This is a genomic window from Achromobacter sp. 46006, assembly GCF_059761975.1.
This window is the reverse complement of the sequence record NZ_JCBANN010000048.1, coordinates 1-16,635: the sequence shown is the minus strand read 5'-3', so window position 1 is coordinate 16,635 and position 16,635 is coordinate 1. Positions and strand designations below refer to the sequence as shown.

Annotated in this window: 15 protein-coding genes; 6 read left to right on the top strand and 9 right to left on the bottom strand. The window is 69.8% G+C overall.

The window, feature by feature from the left end; genetic code table 11:
* Positions 1 to 23: 23 nt before the first annotated feature.
* A complete protein-coding gene (locus tag AC6LKG_RS19770; protein WP_498167187.1) occupies positions 24 to 473 on the top strand; it encodes an acetyltransferase in 450 nt (149 codons plus the stop codon).
* Between the two features lie 40 nt (positions 474 to 513).
* Here the strand turns inward: AC6LKG_RS19770 and AC6LKG_RS19765 are convergent, their stop codons facing one another.
* A complete protein-coding gene (locus tag AC6LKG_RS19765; protein WP_498167184.1) occupies positions 514 to 1,737 on the bottom strand; it encodes an MFS transporter in 1,224 nt (407 codons plus the stop codon).
* Positions 1,738 to 1,830: 93 nt separating this feature from the next.
* Here AC6LKG_RS19765 and AC6LKG_RS19760 point away from each other — a divergent pair, with 93 nt between their 5' ends.
* Positions 1,831 to 2,784, top strand: coding sequence for a helix-turn-helix transcriptional regulator (locus tag AC6LKG_RS19760; RefSeq protein WP_498167181.1), 954 nt, complete (start codon positions 1,831 to 1,833; stop codon positions 2,782 to 2,784).
* A 149-nt stretch (positions 2,785 to 2,933) separates the two neighbouring features.
* Positions 2,934 to 4,187: an MFS transporter gene (locus tag AC6LKG_RS19755; RefSeq protein ID WP_498167178.1), complete on the top strand. Its 1,254-nt coding sequence runs from the start codon at positions 2,934 to 2,936 to the stop codon at positions 4,185 to 4,187.
* Between the two features lie 51 nt (positions 4,188 to 4,238).
* Here AC6LKG_RS19755 and AC6LKG_RS19750 read toward each other — a convergent pair whose 3' ends face one another.
* From AC6LKG_RS19750 to AC6LKG_RS19735, 4 genes are all read right to left on the bottom strand, one after another.
* Positions 4,239 to 4,844 carry an ATP-dependent Clp protease proteolytic subunit gene (locus tag AC6LKG_RS19750; protein WP_498167175.1) on the bottom strand — a complete coding sequence of 202 codons (606 nt, stop codon included), beginning with the start codon at positions 4,842 to 4,844 and terminating at the stop codon, positions 4,239 to 4,241.
* A 36-nt stretch (positions 4,845 to 4,880) separates the two neighbouring features.
* On the bottom strand, positions 4,881 to 5,240 hold the full coding sequence (locus AC6LKG_RS19745; protein WP_498167173.1) for an SRPBCC family protein: 360 nt from the start codon (positions 5,238 to 5,240) through the stop codon (positions 4,881 to 4,883).
* On the bottom strand, positions 5,237 to 5,551 hold the full coding sequence (locus tag AC6LKG_RS19740) for an ArsR/SmtB family transcription factor (protein WP_498167170.1): 315 nt from the start codon (positions 5,549 to 5,551) through the stop codon (positions 5,237 to 5,239). Before AC6LKG_RS19740 ends, AC6LKG_RS19745 begins: the two co-directional genes overlap by 4 nt.
* 65 nt (positions 5,552 to 5,616) lie before the next feature.
* Positions 5,617 to 6,672 (bottom strand): sensor domain-containing diguanylate cyclase, encoded by a 1,056-nt coding sequence (locus tag AC6LKG_RS19735; protein ID WP_498167168.1) that lies wholly within the window; start codon positions 6,670 to 6,672, stop codon positions 5,617 to 5,619.
* A gap of 277 nt (positions 6,673 to 6,949) precedes the next feature.
* Between AC6LKG_RS19735 and AC6LKG_RS19730 the strand changes: the two genes are divergently transcribed.
* Entirely contained in the window at positions 6,950 to 8,794 is a 1,845-nt protein-coding gene (locus AC6LKG_RS19730; RefSeq protein WP_498167165.1) for a methyl-accepting chemotaxis protein, read from the top strand.
* 9 nt (positions 8,795 to 8,803) lie between these two features.
* On the opposite strand, the gene AC6LKG_RS19725 is transcribed toward AC6LKG_RS19730, so the two are convergent.
* From AC6LKG_RS19725 to AC6LKG_RS19715, 3 genes are all read right to left on the bottom strand, one after another.
* Positions 8,804 to 9,154 carry a DOPA 4,5-dioxygenase family protein gene (locus AC6LKG_RS19725; RefSeq protein WP_498167162.1) on the bottom strand — a complete coding sequence of 117 codons (351 nt, stop codon included), beginning with the start codon at positions 9,152 to 9,154 and terminating at the stop codon, positions 8,804 to 8,806.
* Positions 9,155 to 9,159: 5 nt separating this feature from the next.
* Positions 9,160 to 9,519, bottom strand: a complete 360-nt coding sequence (locus AC6LKG_RS19720) for a translation initiation factor Sui1 (protein WP_498167160.1) — start codon at positions 9,517 to 9,519, stop codon at positions 9,160 to 9,162.
* A gap of 74 nt (positions 9,520 to 9,593) precedes the next feature.
* Complete coding sequence (locus AC6LKG_RS19715) at positions 9,594 to 10,496, bottom strand: LysR substrate-binding domain-containing protein (RefSeq protein WP_498167157.1); 903 nt, start codon at positions 10,494 to 10,496, stop codon at positions 9,594 to 9,596.
* A gap of 101 nt (positions 10,497 to 10,597) precedes the next feature.
* On the opposite strand from AC6LKG_RS19715, the gene dkgB reads away from it, so the two are divergent.
* Together dkgB and AC6LKG_RS19705 are read left to right on the top strand one after the other, a co-directional pair.
* A complete protein-coding gene (dkgB, locus tag AC6LKG_RS19710; protein WP_498167155.1) occupies positions 10,598 to 11,401 on the top strand; it encodes a 2,5-didehydrogluconate reductase DkgB in 804 nt (267 codons plus the stop codon).
* A gap of 137 nt (positions 11,402 to 11,538) precedes the next feature.
* Positions 11,539 to 12,588 (top strand): NADP(H)-dependent aldo-keto reductase, encoded by a 1,050-nt coding sequence (locus AC6LKG_RS19705; protein WP_498167152.1) that lies wholly within the window; start codon positions 11,539 to 11,541, stop codon positions 12,586 to 12,588.
* Between the two features lie 61 nt (positions 12,589 to 12,649).
* Here AC6LKG_RS19705 and AC6LKG_RS19700 read toward each other — a convergent pair whose 3' ends face one another.
* Complete coding sequence (locus AC6LKG_RS19700) at positions 12,650 to 16,576, bottom strand: bifunctional nitrate reductase/sulfite reductase flavoprotein subunit alpha (protein ID WP_498167151.1); 3,927 nt, start codon at positions 16,574 to 16,576, stop codon at positions 12,650 to 12,652.
* Positions 16,577 to 16,635 lie beyond the last annotated feature (59 nt).

The following is a 16,635-nucleotide window of genomic DNA, read 5'->3' as shown; positions in this document are numbered from 1 at the left end:
TTCTTCTTTTTTCCGTAGCACCCATGATTACCCTGAGAACCTCCACCCCCGCCGACGGCGAACGCGTCGTCGACATCTGGCGCCGCGCCGTCGATGCCACCCACGATTTCCTGTCGCCTCGGGACCGCCGCGACATCGAGGCCGAGGTCGCGGGCTTCCTGCCCGCCGCCGCGCTCGATCTGGCGGTGGACGAGGACGATCGCGCGGTGGCGTTCATGCTGCTCGACGGAGGCCACATGGAAGCGCTGTTCGTCGATCCCGCCGCGCGCGGCGCGGGCATTGGCCGTGCCCTGGTCGAGGCCGCGCTGCGGCGCCATCCCGGCCTGAGCACCGATGTCAACGAGCAGAACGCGCAGGCGATCGGCTTCTATGAACGGCTGGGATTCGAGCGCATCGGGCGCTCCGAGCGCGACGGCCAGGGGCGGGCCTATCCGCTGATCCATCTGCGTCATCGCGTGCCGGTCCAGGTATGAACGCCGTCTTCGAGTCCGAGCGCCACGCCGAGGCCGTGCGTTAGGGCGGGCAGGCGGATACCCCGGCCTGTGGCGCAGGCGGCTTCAACGCCGCGGCCAGCGCCACCAGCAGCAACAGGCCGGCGGCCACCACGTACGGTACCCACGGACGCAGGCCATACAGCAGCGTGCATACCAGCGGCGCCACCACCATCGCCATGCCCTGCACCGCGATCACCGAGCCGGCGGCGATGCCTTGTTCTTCGGCGGTGACGGCGTTGGCCGCCAGGGTCTGGATCGACGGGAACACCAGACCCATGCCGGCCGCCATGACGGCGTAGCACGCCACCAGCCCCGCGGCGCCGCCCAGCAGCGGCACCAGCAGGAAGCCGATTCCCGACAGCAGGGCGCCGCCCGCCAGGCAACGTGCCGCGTTCATCCGCCGCGCCTTGGCCAGCCCCACCTGCACCAGGATCAGCATGACGCCGACGGTGGTCATGGCCCAGCCCGCCGTCCGCGCGGCGGGGCCGGGCGCCTGGCGCAGCGCGTCCATGGCGTAGAAGCCGACGATCATCTGCGCGGTGATGACCGCGCTCATGGCCAGCAGCATCGCGGCCAGCGGCAGGCGCAGCCGGCGGTCGCTCAGTTTCAGCGGCGGCGTGGCGCGCGGTTCGTGCGCGGCGTCGGACGGCAGCTTCGCGGCCAGCCACAGCGTGCCCAGCAGCGGCAGCGCGGCGGCGATATACAGCGGCAGCGTCAGGCTGTCCTTGACCAGCAGGCCGCCGATGGCCGGCCCCAGCACCATGCCCAGGCCGTTGGCCGCGCCCAGCCTGGCCATCATGGCGCCGCGTTGATCCGGCGCGGTGATGTCGGCGATGCGCGCGGCGCTGACGGTGGGCATGGCGGCGTAGAAGGCGCCGATCAGGGCGCGCAACGCCATCAGCGCCAGCAGCGCCAGCCACACCGGCGGCGGCTCGCGCAGCATCAGGTCCAGGCCGATGGCCAGCAGCAGGTAACTGGCGATGTAGCCGGCGGCGGCGCGCAGCAGCACGCCGCGGCGGCCGATGCGGTCGCTGCGGCCGCCCCAGTAGCGCGCCATCAGCATCCACAGCACGCCGGCCACGGTGACCACCAGGCCGCCATGCCATTCGGCCAGCCGCAGGCCGCGCACCACCGGGCCGATCACGGGCATGAAGGCCATGATTGCGGTCAGGCACAAGGTGTTGAAGACGAACAGGGCGGCGGCCTCGTTCGGGCGGCGGGCGGTGTCTGGCAAAGGCGGCATGGAAGGCTTGATGCGGATGAAAATTGTTATCATCCAGGCCAGGCGGCGGCCGCGCTAGCGAATCCGCGCCGGAAATTGCGGAATTGGAACAAAATGGCCTCTCAGCCCCGTCCTGCCCCGGACCGCCGCGCGCCCCTTACCGCGCAGGATCTGCTGCGCCTGCTGCCGCCGGACTGGCTCAGGATCCGCACCCAGCACGAGCTGCCGGGCGGCATCTCGATAGGCTGCCTCGACGGCCGACCCGAGTCCGACTGGGCCGCCAGCGGCGCCGCCGAATCCAGCGTCGGCGTGGCGATCGTGCTGGAAGGGCAGTTCGGCGTGGGCTTCGAGGGCGGCGCGGCCCTGCGCATCCAGCCGGGCAGCGTCATCCTGCACGGCACGGCAGAGCCGGTGCCGGGATGGGATGAATTCAAGGGGCGCCACAATATCCGCGCCGTCGACATCCGCTTTTTCAGCGAGACCGTGCGCGCCCTGTGGCGGCGCACCTTGCGGCAGGTGCCGGCCGCCGCGTTCGCGGCCGACGGCAGCGTGCCGGCGCGTGACGCGCAGTTGGCGACGCTGCCGCTGTGGCCGGGACTGGCGCGCGTGGCCGGCGAGATCCTGGCCTGGAACCAGGACCGTGGCGAGATCGCCGCGCTCTACTTGCAAGGCAAGGCCCAGGAAGCCCTGGCCCTGACCCTGGCGCACCTGGCCGGACGCGGCGCGGCCGACCTGCCGCCGCCGGCCCACCGCAGGCGGCTGGCCGAGGCCCATCGCCGCATCCAGCATCAATACGCAGACTGCCGCAGCGTGCGGCAACTGGCGCTGGCCGTGGGCCTGAGCGAAAAGCGGCTGCAGGCCGGCTTCATGTCGCTCTACGGCCAATCGGTGCATGGCTGCCTGCTGCAAGCGCGGATGGAAGCGGCCGCCGGTCTGTTGCGGCGCGGCTGCTCGGTCACCGAAACCGCCTACCGCATCGGTTTTTCCAGCCTCAGCCATTTCATCAAGGCCTTCAAGGCGTATCACGGCGCCACCCCCAAGGCCTGGCTGCGCGGCGCGGCGCAGTAGCAGGGCCGGGAGCGCCAGGCCACGGCGGCGCCGGCCCTTGGGGGGTAGCCGCAATACCGGTATCGCGGCTGGCCTTGCTGGACCGGACCAGGCTGGCAACAATTCCGGTTCCGCGTACTCCCGTCCTACCGCCACCAGGCCCCAGTTCCATGACAGCACCCCTCTCTCCGGACGCCGGCGCGGCCGCGCCCGCCCACAACATCCACTGGCGGCGCAACCTGGCCGTCTGTTTCGCCGGCTCGTTCAGCACCATCGTGGCGATGACGCTGCTGCTGCCGTTCCTGCCGCTGTACGTGGAAGAACTGGGCGTGCAAGGCCATGCCGCCATCGTGCAGTGGTCCGGCGTGGCCTATGGCGCCACCTTCTTCGCCGCGGCGCTGGTCGCGCCGCTGTGGGGCCGGCTGGGCGACCGCTATGGGCGCAAGCTGATGCTGGTGCGCGCCTCGTTCGGCATGGCGATCTGCATGTCGCTGACCGGCATGGTGCAGAGCGTGTGGCAGTTGGTATTGCTGCGGCTGCTGGTGGGGCTGGCCGGCGGTTATGCGTCGGGCTCGACCATCCTGGTGGCGATGCAGGCGCCCAAGGCGCGCTCGGGCTGGGCGCTGGGCGTGCTGTCGGCCGGCATCATGGCGGGCAACCTGGTTGGGCCGTTGATCGGCGGCGCGCTGCCGCCGCTGATCGGCATCCGCGCCACGTTCCTGCTGGCCGGCGGCGTGATCTTCGTGGCGTTCCTGGCCACCGTCTTCCTGATCAGGGAAATGCCGCGGCCGGCGCGGCCCGCTCGCCAGGAAGGCAAGCGGCAGGGCGGCTGGGCGCAGATTCCCGACAAGCGGCCGGTGGCCGCGATGCTGGCGACCGGCATGCTGCTGATGTTCGCCACCATGTCGATCGAGCCCATCATCACCGTGTACGTGGGGCAATTGGTGGACGATCCGGCCCGCGTCACGCTGGTGTCCGGCGTGGTGATGTCGGCGGCGGCGCTGGGCGCGATCCTGTCGGCGTCGCGGCTGGGGCGCCTGGCCGACCGGGTCGGCCACTGGACCGTGATCGTCGGCGCGCTGGCGGTGGCCGCGTTGCTGCTGATTCCGCAGGCCTTCGTCAGCGCCGGCTGGCAACTGGTGGCGCTGCGTTTCCTGATGGGCCTGGCGCTGGGCGGGCTGCTGCCGTGCGTGACCAGCGTGATCCGCCACAACGTGCCTGACGGCGTAGGCGGCAACGTGCTGGGCATGTCGATTTCCGCGCAGTACGTGGGCCAGGTGGCGGGGCCGCTGCTGGGCGGCTTCATTGGCGGCCATTTCGGCATGCCGGCCGTGTTCCTGGGCACCGCGGTCCTGCTGGCGCTGGGGGCGCTGGCCAATGGCGTGCTGCGGGCGCGTCACCAGCGCGCGCTGGCCGAGGCCTAGTGTGCCGTCGTCACGCCGATGGCGCGACGGCGCGTGCCGCGCATGGCCGCCTCAGAAACCGGCCGAGCGCGCATCCATGACATGGTCGATCAGGCCCCATTCGACCGCTTCCTCGGCGGTCATGTAGCGGTCGCGGTCGAGGCTGCGCTCGACGTCCTCGTAGCTGCGGCCGCAGTGCTCGGCATACAGGCGGATGATGCGCTGCTTGGTGCGCTGCATTTCCTCGGCATGGATCAGCATGTCCGAGGCCTGCCCCTGGAAGCCGCCCAGCGGCTGGTGCACGTGCAGGCTGGCGTTGGCCAGCGCGGCGCGATGGCCGGGCTCGCCCGCCATCAGCAGGAACGAACCCATCGAGCGCGCCGTGCCCATGCACAGCGTGTGCACCGGCGACTTGATGAACTGCATGGTGTCGTACATGGCCAGGCCGCTGGTGATGACGCCGCCGGGCGAGTTGATGTACAGGTGGATCGGCTTGCCGGGATTCTCGGCTTCCAGGAACAGCAGTTGCGCGCACACCAGCGCCGACACGGCATCGTTGACTTCGCCGCTCAGGAAGATGATGCGTTCGCGCAGCAGGCGCGAATAGATATCGAACGAACGTTCCCCGCGGCCGGACTGTTCCACCACCATCGGGACGAGTTGCATCGTTTCGCTCATGCGCGAACTCCTGTCTTGCGTAAAGGGAAGGGGGCGTCAGGCGGCGAGCTTGAAGCCGGTCCAGGCATCATTGGCGGCCTGCGGCAGCGGCTGCGCCAGTCGCGCATCGTCGGGCGCATGGATGATGGTGAGCCGGGTGCCGCCATCGGCGGTGGGGCTGAGCTGGAAGGTGACGATGCTGGCCAGGCAGGGCGGCAGCGTCTCGCGCATGCGGTAGCACACCTGGACTCCCGGCGTGGCGGCCAGCGGTTCGGTGTCGGCCAGCGCGCCGTCCGGCAGCCATTGGTCGCGCAGGGCGGGGATGCTGATGGCGCGCCAGACTTTCTCGGGCGGCGCGTCCAGTTCGTAATCGAACACCAGGGCGGAGTCCTGGGGCAAGTCATCCGTGGGCGTCATTGGTCCATGTCCTTGAGCAGTGCCTTGAGGGCGTCGACACGCGCCGGCCAGTAGGCGCGGTACTTGGACAGCCAGCCGGCGAGCAGCGCCAGGCCATCCGGATCGACCTCGTAGTTGACATAGCGCCCCTGGCGTTCCTCGCGCACCAGGCGCGCCTGGCGCAGCACCGCCAGGTGCTGCGACACCGCCGGCTGGCTGATGTCCAGGCCTTCCCGCAATGCGCTGGCATTCATGGCGCCCAGCGCCAGCTTGTCGAAGATTGCGCGGCGGGTCGGGTCGGCCAATGCCTTGAAGAGGTCGTTTTCGATCATGGCAACACATTAGCAAACACTTATGTGTTGTGCAAGCCCCGGCCGGCCGAAGCAGGCGCCGCGCCTCAATGGATGGTGCGGGCCGCCTTGCGCGCGCGCTTGACCTGGTACATGCGGGCGTCGGCCTGCCGCACCGCTTCCTCGGCCGACAGCCCGCGCGGATCCAGCGCCACCACGCCAACGCTGGCGCCTTCGTAGGGCAGGATGCTGCCGCCGAGCGGGTAGCGGCCGGCGGTGGCCGCGGCGGCGCGGTCTTCCAGCGACCGGGCGGCCTCCTCGGCGTCGCCGCGCTCGGCCTCGTGCCCCGGCGCCGCATCGCCGCGCGCCAGCGCCGGGCCCGGCCCGATCAGCACGAATTCATCGCCACCCAGCCGGCCAACCATGTCGGAGGCGCGCACGGCCACCGCCAGGCGCCGCGCGATCTCCTGCAGGAACACGTCGCCCTGCTGATGGCCATAGGTGTCGTTGATGCCCTTGAAGCCGTCCAGGTCGACCACGCCCACCAGCACGCTGCCGCCGTCGCGCAGGGCGCGGCCACGCAGGCGGTCCAGTTCTTCGTACAGGGCGCGGCGGTTGGGCAGGCCGGTCAGCGGGTCGCTCAGGGCGAAGGCCAGCAGCTTGGCATTGGCGTCGCGCAACTGCGCCACCAGTTGTTCGCGTTCGAGAAAACTGGCGATCACGTTGCTGAACAGCCGCAGGATCGACTCGGCCTGCGGCCCCACCGGCTGCCGGCTGGCGCTGGCGCCGCACAGGGTGCCCAGCAGTTGACCCTCGTCGGTGCGGATCGGGGCGCTGACGTAGGTCTGGATACCCAAGTGGCGGGCGGCCTCGGCGTCCGGCCAGCAACGGCCGGCATCGGTGGTCGCCATGCGGCCCTCATCCAGGGCGCGCTTGCACAGCGTGTCCGACCACGGCAGCGACAGGCCCTCCGGAATCTGCAGCGCGCCGGCATTGCGCGCGTAGCGCACGTGCTGCAGCTCGGCGTCCGGATCGATCGATGTCAGGTAGGTGGACTCCAGGCCGGTCACGGCGCCAAGCATGTCCAGGAGCGGGCGCGTCAATTGCTCGACCGACCGGGCGGCCTGCAGCGACGTCGACAGTTCGGCGAGTATGGAGTCCAACGAAAGCTCCTTGACAGGCGTTGGCATGGCGATGCCGGTGGCGGGGCTTGCCGGCATGCCAAGGCATCCAGGGTCCCGCGGCGACGGAATGGCTCCTCATTATGCCTTGCCCGCGTGACAACGCCACCCCCCTTGTGCAGGCCGGGTTGCCGTCGCGACAAGGCCCTAAAGTCCCTTGCCGCCTTGCCGTAAGCCAGAGTGGCGCGGACGCCTGCGTGCGCCGCGTACCTGGATACCCGTGCCCTCCGGCATGGGCAGATGCAGTAAGAAGACAAGCATGAAAATCACCTCGTTGCGCAACCGGATCCTGTTGATCACCTGTTTCACCGTTATCGGCGCGCTGGTGCTCTCGGGCATCGCGATCTACCACATTGTGCGCGACAACATGATGGCAACCCTCTCCGCGGACCTCGACGCCATCGCCGCCGGCAATGCCAGCGCCATCGATCGCTGGTCGGCCGACAAGGCCCAGGCGGTTGCCGCCACCGCTGCGGTGGTCGAAAAAGGCGATCCGCGCGGCCTGACCAGGCTCATGGGCGAGACCAACGGTTTTCCCATCACCAGCATCGGCTGGAGCGACAAGACCTACTTCTCGACCGCGCAGACCCCTGCCGGCTACGACCCCACGGCGCGCCCCTGGTACAAGAGCGCGGTGGCGGCCGGCAAGCTGACCGTGACCAAGCCCTATGGCGACTCGGGCACCGGCAAGCCCTATGTGGCCTTTGCCGCGCCGATCGTGCGCAATGGCCAGACTACCGGCGTGGTCAGCGGCGCGGTGGCGCTGGACGGCATCAAGGACGTCATCAAGGCCATCCGCCCCACGCCCGCCAGCACCGCGTTCGTGCTGGCCAGCGATGGCCAGGTGATCTCGCACGTCGATGACCGGCTGGCGCTCAAGCCATCGACCGACGTGGCCGCGGGCCTCACGCCGGCGGTGCTGGCCGACATGGCGCGCGATGGCGCCGCGCCGGTGTCGCTGGCGCTGGGCGGCGTGCCCAAGCTGCTCAAGGCGCGGCGGGTGCCGGGCACCGACTGGTTCCTGGTGATCGCGCTGGATCAGGCCGAGGCCACCGCCGGCCTGTCGCAGGTGTTCAATGCCACGCTGGTCTCGATGGTGGTGCTGACGCTGGTATCGGTGCTGCTGGCCAGCGTTGTCACGTCGCGCGCGTTCAAGCGCCTGTCGGCGGTGCGCGATGCCATGGACACCATCGGTTCGGGCAATGGCGACATGACGCACCGCCTGGCGGTGGTGGGACACGATGAGGTGGCGCAGATTTCATCGTCGTTCAATGCGTTCGTCGACAAGATCAGCCACGTCATGCTGGACGTGCGCAACGGCGTGCATTCCATGTCCTCGGCCACGCGCGAGATCGAAATGGGCAACCGCGACCTGTCGCAACGCACCGAGATCTCGGCCGGCTCGCTGCAGGAAACCTCGTCGGCGCTGACCGAGCTGACCTCCAGTGTGCGCCAGACCGAGGAAGCCGCCGAGCACGCCACCCGCCTGGCCACCGAAGCAAGCCACGCGGCCGAGCGCGGCGGCCAGGTGGTGACCGACGCCGTGACCACCATGGGCGCGATCGCGCAGTCGTCCGAACGCATCACCGAGATCATCGGCGTCATTGATGGCATTGCCTTCCAGACCAACATCCTGGCCTTGAACGCGGCGGTGGAGGCGGCGCGCGCCGGTGAGCAGGGCCGCGGCTTTGCCGTGGTGGCCGGCGAGGTGCGCACGCTGGCGCAGCGCAGCGCTGCCTCGGCGCAGGAGATCCGCACGTTGATCCAGGCGTCGGTGCAGAACGTGCGCAGCGGCACCGAGCGGGTGCAGGCCGCCGGCTCGACCATGACCGAGATCGTCGAAGGCGTGTCGCGGGTGCAACGGCTGGTCGGCGAGATCCATGGCGCCATGGCCGAGCAGAGCGCCGGCATCAGCCAGATCGACCGCAGCGTTTCCGAGATGGATCAGGCAACCCAGCAGAATGCGGCCCTGGTGGAACAGTCGGCGGCGGCCTCGGCCATGCTGAGCGACCAGGCCGGCGCGCTGGCCGGCACCGTGGCCTTGTTCAAGCTGCGGGAGGATGCGCAGGCGGCCGCCCCGACGCGGGTCGCGCTGGCGGCCTGAGCGCGGGCGTCAGTCGCCCAGCGCGGCCAGATCGAGCGTGTGGCTGCGGCCGATCCATACCGCGCTGTCGCGATGGTCGCGCAGCGATTCGCCGGTGTTGGGGTGCAGGAACACGTCCAGCGCGCCGTGGTTGAGCGCCAGCCAGGTGAGCACAGGCGTCAAGGCTGCCGGCGCGAACGCCAGTTGGTAGCTCCATTGCGGGTGCGGGCCGACCGGGCGTTCGTGGAAGCGGCCCATCTGGATGCCGTCGCCGAACGCGGCGATGATGCGCTCGCGCAGCGCCCAGGCCGCATCGCGGCTGTCGGCGTTGAAATAGATGTGGGCGTGCCAACTGTCGACGATGGCGGGGTCCAGGATCATGATGGTCAACCTCCGGCGCGCTTGGCGCGATGGCCGAGTCTGTCGAGCGCGGCCAGGATACGGTCGCAGTGGTCGCCCTGCACCTCGATGACGCCGTCCTTGACGGTGCCGCCCGAGCCGCAGGCTGTGCGCAGCTGCTTGCCCAGCGCCGCCAGGGCGGCGTCGTCCAGCGGCAGGCCCTTGACCACGGTCACGGCCTTGCCGCCGCGGCCCTTGGTTTCGCGGGACACGCGCACGCCGCCGGGGGCCGGCACGGGCCGGGCCGCCGCCTTGCACTGGCAATCGGCGAGCGGGCGGCGGCATTGCGGGCACATCCGGCCGCCTTCGGTGGAGTAGACGAGTCCGCCTGGGGAGCTGCTTTTCATGGGTGATGCGTGAGATTGCGGTTCAGGCAGCCATTATGCCGGAGCCGCCGCCGCGAGCCCGGCGCGGGCGGCGCTCACTCGTCGAAGCCGCGCGGCCCCAGCGATTCGACCAGGTAGTCGATGAAGGACTTGATGCGCGAGGAGATCGCGGTGTTGCGGTAATACACCGCGTTGACCGGCTGGCGCACGTCCAGCGTCTGGCGCGGAAACAACTGGCGCAGCGCGCCGGACTGGCGGTCGGCGCGCGTCATGAAGTCCGACAGGCAGACGATGCCGGCGTTGTTCAGCGCCAGTTGCCGCAGCGTCTCGCCGCTGAACGAGCGGATCGCCGGCTGGATGTGCAGCGGTTGGCCGTCGGCGTCCTCCAGCGGCCAGTCGTTCAGCGATTCCAGTTGCGAGAAGCCGAGCAGGGTGTGCTCGCGCAGATCGGCCACCCGCTTGGGGGTGCCGTGCGCCGCCAGGTAGCCGGGGCTGGCCAGCACGCGCACGCGGCTGCGGCCGATCGGCACCGCGTGCAGCGAAGAATCCTTCAGGCTGCCGATGCGCAGCGCCAGGTCGGTGCGGCGTTCCAGCAGGTCGATGTTGCCCTCGTTGCTGTTCAGTTCCAGCTCGACCTTGGGATAGCGCTTGCGGTAGCCCGGCACCAGCGGAACGATGACGTGCAGCATGAAGGGCGAGGCGGCGTCGACCCGCAGCCGCCCGGCCGGCTGGTTGCGGCGCGCGCGCATCAGTTCCTCGGTCTCTTCGACCGCGGCGATGATCTTGCGGGCCTGCTCCAGGTAGGCGCTGCCTTCCTCGGTCAGTTCGAGCCGCCGGGTGGTGCGGCGCATCAGCGTGGTCTGCAGCTTTTCCTCCAGCCGCGTCATGGTGCGGCTGGTGGCGGAAATGGTCTGCTGCAGCGCATCGGCGGCGGCTGTGATCGAGCCGCAATCCACGACGGCGATGAACACCTGCATTTCGTCGAGTGTTGTCTTCATATTTGAAGTTATATCAAAAGTATTTCGCCGATACAGGGCTTATTCCGCAAGTATCGCGCAGGCACACTGGACCCATCCCAACACCTTATCCGGAGTTTCAAATGAGCATCCCGTCTTTTGGCGTCGGTACCTTCCGCCTGCAGGGCCAGGTCGTCATCGATTCCGTGCGCAACGCGCTGGACGTCGGCTACCGCGTCGTCGATACCGCCCAGATCTATGAGAACGAGGCCGAAGTGGGCCAGGCCGTCGAGGCCAGCGGCATCGCCCGCGCCGACTTGTTCCTGACCACCAAGATCTGGGTGCCGAACTACGGCCGCGCCAGGCTCGTGCCCAGCCTGAAGGACAGCCTGGCCAGGCTGCGCACCGACTACGTCGACCTGACCCTGATCCACTGGCCGGCGCCCGGCAACGGCGTCGCCATCGCCGAGATGATGGCCGGGCTGATGGACGCCCGCGAACAGGGCCTGACGCGCCAGATCGGCATTTCCAACTTTCCCATCGCCGAGACCCGCGAGGCCATCGCCGCCGTCGGCAAGGAGGCGATCGCCACCAATCAGATCGAGTTGAGCCCGTACCTGCAGAACGCGAAACTGGTGGACTTCCTGAATGGGCAGGGAATTGCCGTCACCTCGTACATGACGCTGGCGTACGGCAAGGTGCTCAAGGACCCCGTGATCGGTCGGATCGCGCAGCGCCACGACGCCACGCCGGCGCAGGTGGCGCTGGCCTGGGCGCTGCAGCGCGGCTTCGCCGTGATCCCGTCGTCGACCCGACGCGAGAACCTGGCGAGCAACCTGCTGGCCCGCGACCTGCGCCTGAGCGACACCGACATGGCGCAGATCGCCGCGCTGGAACGCAACGGCCGCGAAGTCAGCCCGGAAGGCCTGGCCGCCGCCTGGGACTGAGGCAGGCCGCCCGCGCCGCCGCCCGATGCGGCCGCGGCGTCCACGGGGTGGGCCAACCGCGCGGCTTCGTCAGCTGAACGCCAACCGAGTTGCGGTAAGGTAATCGTCCCCTTCAGAGATTCCGCACGGAGCAGAACGTGAAATACCGCAAACTCGGCCGCACCGACCTGGACGTCAGCCTGATCGGCCTGGGCACCATGACCTGGGGCGAGCAGAACACCGAGGCCGAGGCCCACCAGCAGTTGGACTACGCGCTCGAGCGCGGCGTCAACCTGGTCGACGTGGCCGAAATGTATCCGGTGCCGCCCAAGGCCGAAACCCAGGGCCTGACCGAAACCTATATCGGCACCTGGCTGGCGCGCGGCAAGCGCCGCCAGGAGATCGTGCTGGCCAGCAAGGTGGCCGGCCCGGTGCGCGATCCCAAGCGCCCCGGCCACATCCGCGACGGCAAGACCTTCCTGGATCGCAAGAACCTGACCGAGGCGCTGGACGCCAGCCTCAAGCGTCTGCAGACCGATTATCTCGATCTGTACCAGTTGCACTGGCCCGACCGCACCACCGCCACCTTCGGCCAACTGTCGTATCCATGGGTCAAGGACGACCACACCGTGCCGATCGAGGAAACCCTGTCGGTGCTGCAGGACTTCGTGCGCGCCGGCAAGGTGCGCCATGTGGGCGTCTCCAACGAAACGCCGTGGGGCGTGTCGCAGTTCCTGAAGGCCTCCGACAATCTCGGCCTGCCGCGCATCGCCTCGATCCAGAACGCCTACAGCCTGCTCAATCGCGTCTACGAGATTGGCCTGTCGGAATTCACCCACCACGAAGGCGTGGGCCTGCTGGCCTATTCGCCGCTGGCCATGGGCATGCTTTGTGGCAAGTATCTGGACGGCGCCCGTCCCGCCAATGCGCGCCTGACGCTGTACACGCGCTTCACCCGCTACAGCAACCCGCAGGCCGAGGCCGCCACCCGCGCGTACGTCGACCTGGCGCGCCAGCACGGCATCTCGCCGACGCACCTGGCGCTGGCCTGGGTCAACCAGCGCCCGTTCGTCACCAGCAACCTGATCGGTGCGACCAACCTGCAGCAATTGAAGGAAAACATCGACAGCGTCGACGTCGAACTGTCGTCCGAACTGCTGCAGGCCATCGAGCAGATCCACGTGCGCCACCCGAACCCGGCGCCTTGATCCTGCTGGCCGGGAGCGGCAAGGACCGGGCGCGCGAAGCCGCGCGGTCCTTGCCTTCTCCTCAGTACACGTCGCGCACATAGCGCTTGTCCGCCGCCATGCGCGCCACGTAGGCCGCCGCCGCATCGGCGTCCAGGCCGCCGTGTTCGGCCACCACCTGTCTCAGCATGGCGTCCACGTCCCTGGCCATGCGCCCGGCATCGCCGCAGACATAGAAATGCGCGCCGTCCTCCAGCCACGCCCAGAGCCGCGCGCCCTGTTCGCGCATGCGGTCCTGCACGTAGACCTTGGCGGCCTGGTCGCGCGAGAACGCCAGGTCCAATCGCGTCAGCAGGCCATCGTCGCGCAGGGCCTGCAGTTCGTCCCGATAGTAGAAGTCGCTGGCCGCGTGCCGCTCGCCGAAGAACAGCCAGTTGCGGCCCGCGTCGCCGCGCGCCCGGCGTTCCTGCAGGAACGCGCGGAACGGCGCCACGCCGGTGCCGGGGCCGACCATGATCATCGGGGTCTCGCCCAGGCGGGGCGGCCGGAAGTGGCTGGCCTGCTGCACGAAGACCGGCACGTCGGCATCGCCCGCGCGGTCGGCCAGGAAGGTCGACGAGACGCCCTTGCGCCGGCGCCGGCCGTTGTCGTAGCGCACGGCGGACACCGTCAGGTGGACTTCGCCGGGATGCGCCTTGGCGCTGGAGGCGATGGAATACAGGCGCGGCTGCAAGCGCTTGAGCGCGCCCAGCCAGGCCTGCGCCGGCAGTGTCACCGGAAACGCGTGCAGCACGTCGGCCAACTGCTTGCCCCACAGCCATTGCCGCAGGTCGGCGCGGCGCTCCCCTGCCAGCAACTGCCGCAGTCCGGGATCGCGCGCATGTTCGGCGATCAGCGCCAGCGTGGCCGGCGCGGGGCGGGCGATTTCGTAGTGGTCGGACAGCGCCTGGGCCAGCGGTATGTCGCCCACGCCAGGCACGGTGGCAGCGCTGTCGCCGGACAGGCCGGTCTGCGCCAGCAGTTCCTCCACCAGTTCGGGACAGTTCCGCGGCCATACGCCCAGCGCGTCGCCGGCCTCGTAGGCAAGCCCCGAGCCGGCGATGTCCAGCGCCAGCGCGCGCGTGTCCTTGTCGCCGCCGGCGTTCAACCGCTGGTTGCCAACCAGTCGCGCGCGCGCCGGACGCGTCCGGGAGGGCGCCGCGGGACGCATGCCGGACGGCGGGGCGGCTGCAGCGGGCGGCTCGACGATCGACGCGCTGGCGGCCGGCATCAGGCCGCGCGTCGGATCGCCATGCCGTTCGGCCTCGGCCGCGTGGATGGCGGCGATGGCGCTCTCCAGCCAGGCATTGGCCGGCGCTTCGTAGTCCGTGTCGCAATCGACCCGCGCCAGCAGCGGCTGCGCGCCCAGTTGTGCCAGCCGCTGGTCGAGCCGGCGGCCGTGGCCGCAGAAGTCGTCATAATTGCTGTCGCCCAGCGCCAGCACCGCATGCCGCAGCGGCGCCAGCCGCGGCGCATGGGCCGCCGACAGCGCGCGCCACAGGTCCTGGCCATTGTCGGGCGCATCGCCGTCGCCGAAGGTGCTGGTGATCAGCAACAGGTATTGGGCGCGGGCCAGATCGTCGACCGCGCAGTTCGCCATGCAGGCGGTGCGCAGCTCGAACCCGGCGGCGGCCAGCGCCGTGGCGCTGCGTTCCACCAGCGATTCGGCATTGCCGGTCTGCGAGGCCCACAGCAGCGTCACGCGCGGGCGCGGGCCGATGATGCGGGGGGCGGCGTCATTGGCGGCCGGCGTCATCTCCGCCACAGCCGACGCGGCAGGGGCTGCGCCGTGCCTGGTCCTGCCGGCGGGCGCCGCCACGCGGCACAGCGCCACCGCGCAGAACTTCAGTTCCGGCTGTTGCGAAACCGGGTCGATGGCGTCGCTGGTGACGGCGTTGATGCACAGGTCGTCGCCATACACATCGTTCCAGTGCATGGGGGCGAAGCAGTTGCCGGGCCGCACCCGGTCGGTGACGGCGGCGGGGAGCACCGCGCGCCCGCGCCGCGAACGGATCTCGACGCTGTCGCCGGCGCCGATGCCGAGCGCCGCGGCATCATCCGGATGGATCTCCACGAACGGCGCGGGATCGAGCTTGTTCAGCATCGGCACCTTGCCGGTCTTGGTCAGCGTATGCCATTGGTGTTGCAACCGCCCCGTGTTGAGCACCATCGGATAGTCGGCGTCGGGCAATTCCGCCGGATCGACGTGCGGCCGCGCGTGGAATTGCGCGCGGCCGTTGGCGGTGGCGAACGCCAGGCGTGGACGGCCGCCGTCGTCTGCCTGCCGCAGCGGCTGGCTGATGCCGTCATTGAGATAGCGGATCGGGTTGCGGTCCGGGCCGTCGGCGCTGGCGCAGGGCCATTGCAGCGGCGTCCGGCGCAGCCGCGCATGGCTGGCGCCGCGCAAGTCGTAGCCGGTGGCCGGATTGGAGAAGCCGGCGATCTCGTCGAAGACCTCCGCCGCGCTGGCGTACTGGAAGGCATGGCCATAGCCCATCTCGCAGGCCACGGCGGCGATGATACGCCAGTCAGGCAGCGCGTCGCCGGGCGGCGGCACAGCCTGCGGCATCAACGTCAGGGTGCGCTCGGAATTGACCATCACGCCCTCGGCCTCGGCCCACAGGGCGCCGGGCAGCAGGATGTCGGCGTAGCGGTTGGTTTCGGTGTCCAGATAGGCGTCCTGCGCAATCACCAGTTCCGCCGCTTGCAGGCCGGCCACCACATCGGCGCGGTTGGCCACGCTGGCCACGGGGTTGGTGCAGATGATCCAGCAGGCTTTGACCGCGCCCGCCGCCATGCGCTGGAACAGGTCGATGGTGCCTTGTCCCAGTCGCGTGTGCAGCGTGCCGGCCGGCACGCCCCAGCGCGCTTCGACCAAGGCGCGGTCGGCGGCCGACAGCACGCTGCGCTGGCCCGGCAGTCCGGCGCCCATGTAGCCCATCTCGCGCCCGCCCATGGCATTGGGCTGGCCGGTCAGCGAGAACGGCCCGCTGCCCGGCCGGCAGATGCGGCCGGTGGCCAGGTGCAGGTTGCACAGCGCGTTGGTGTTCCAGGTGCCGTGCGTGCTCTGGTTCAGCCCCATGGTCCAGCAGCTCATCCACTCCGGCGCCTCGCCGATCCAGTCGGCGGCCTGGCGCAACTGCGCGACGGCAATGCCGGTCAGCGCCTCGACCCGCGCGGGCGCATAGTCGCGCAGCAAGTCCGGCATCGCTTCCCAGCCATCGGTGTGCGCGGCGATGAAGGCCGCGTCGGTCTTGCCCGCCGCGTGCAGCAGATGCAGCAGGCCGTTGAGCAGTGCCAGGTCGGTGCCCGGCCGGATCGCCAGGTGCAGGTGCGCTTTCTCGGCGGTGGTGGTGCGGCGCGGATCGACCACGATCAGGCGGGCGCCGGCCTTGACCCGCTCCATCATGCGCAGGTACAGGATCGGATGGCAGTCGGCCATGTTGGCGCCGATCACCAGGAACAGGTCGGCGCGGTCGATGTCCTGGTACGAGCCCGGCGGCCCGTCCGCGCCCAGCGACAGCTTGTAGCCGCTGCTGGCGCTGGCCATGCACAGACGCGAATTCGACTCGATGTGGTTGGTGCCGATGAAGCCCTTGGCCAGCTTGTTGGCCAGGTACTGGGCTTCGATCGACATCTGCCCCGACACATATAGCGCGACGGCGTCGGGGCCGTGGGTGTCGATCACGGCGCGCAATCGCCTGGCGGTCTCGCGCAGGGCGTCCGCCATGGGCTGGGGGACGGCCTCCTGCCCGCGCCGGGCACGCACATAGGCGTGTTCGAGGCGGCCCGCCTGGCGCAGCGGAATGTGGGCCGAGGCGCCCTTGGTGCAGAGGCGGCCGAAGTTGCTGGGGTGTTCGCGGTTGCCCGTGATCTTCACCACCTGCTCATGCTCCACGTGCAGGGTCATGCCGCAGCCGACACCACAATAGGGGCAGACGGTATCCACGGTGCGCTGGCTGCCGCTCATGCTCGCTTTCCAAAAAAAGAAGGCGCCCTGCCTGCGCGGCCTGGAGGCCGGGCGGGCAG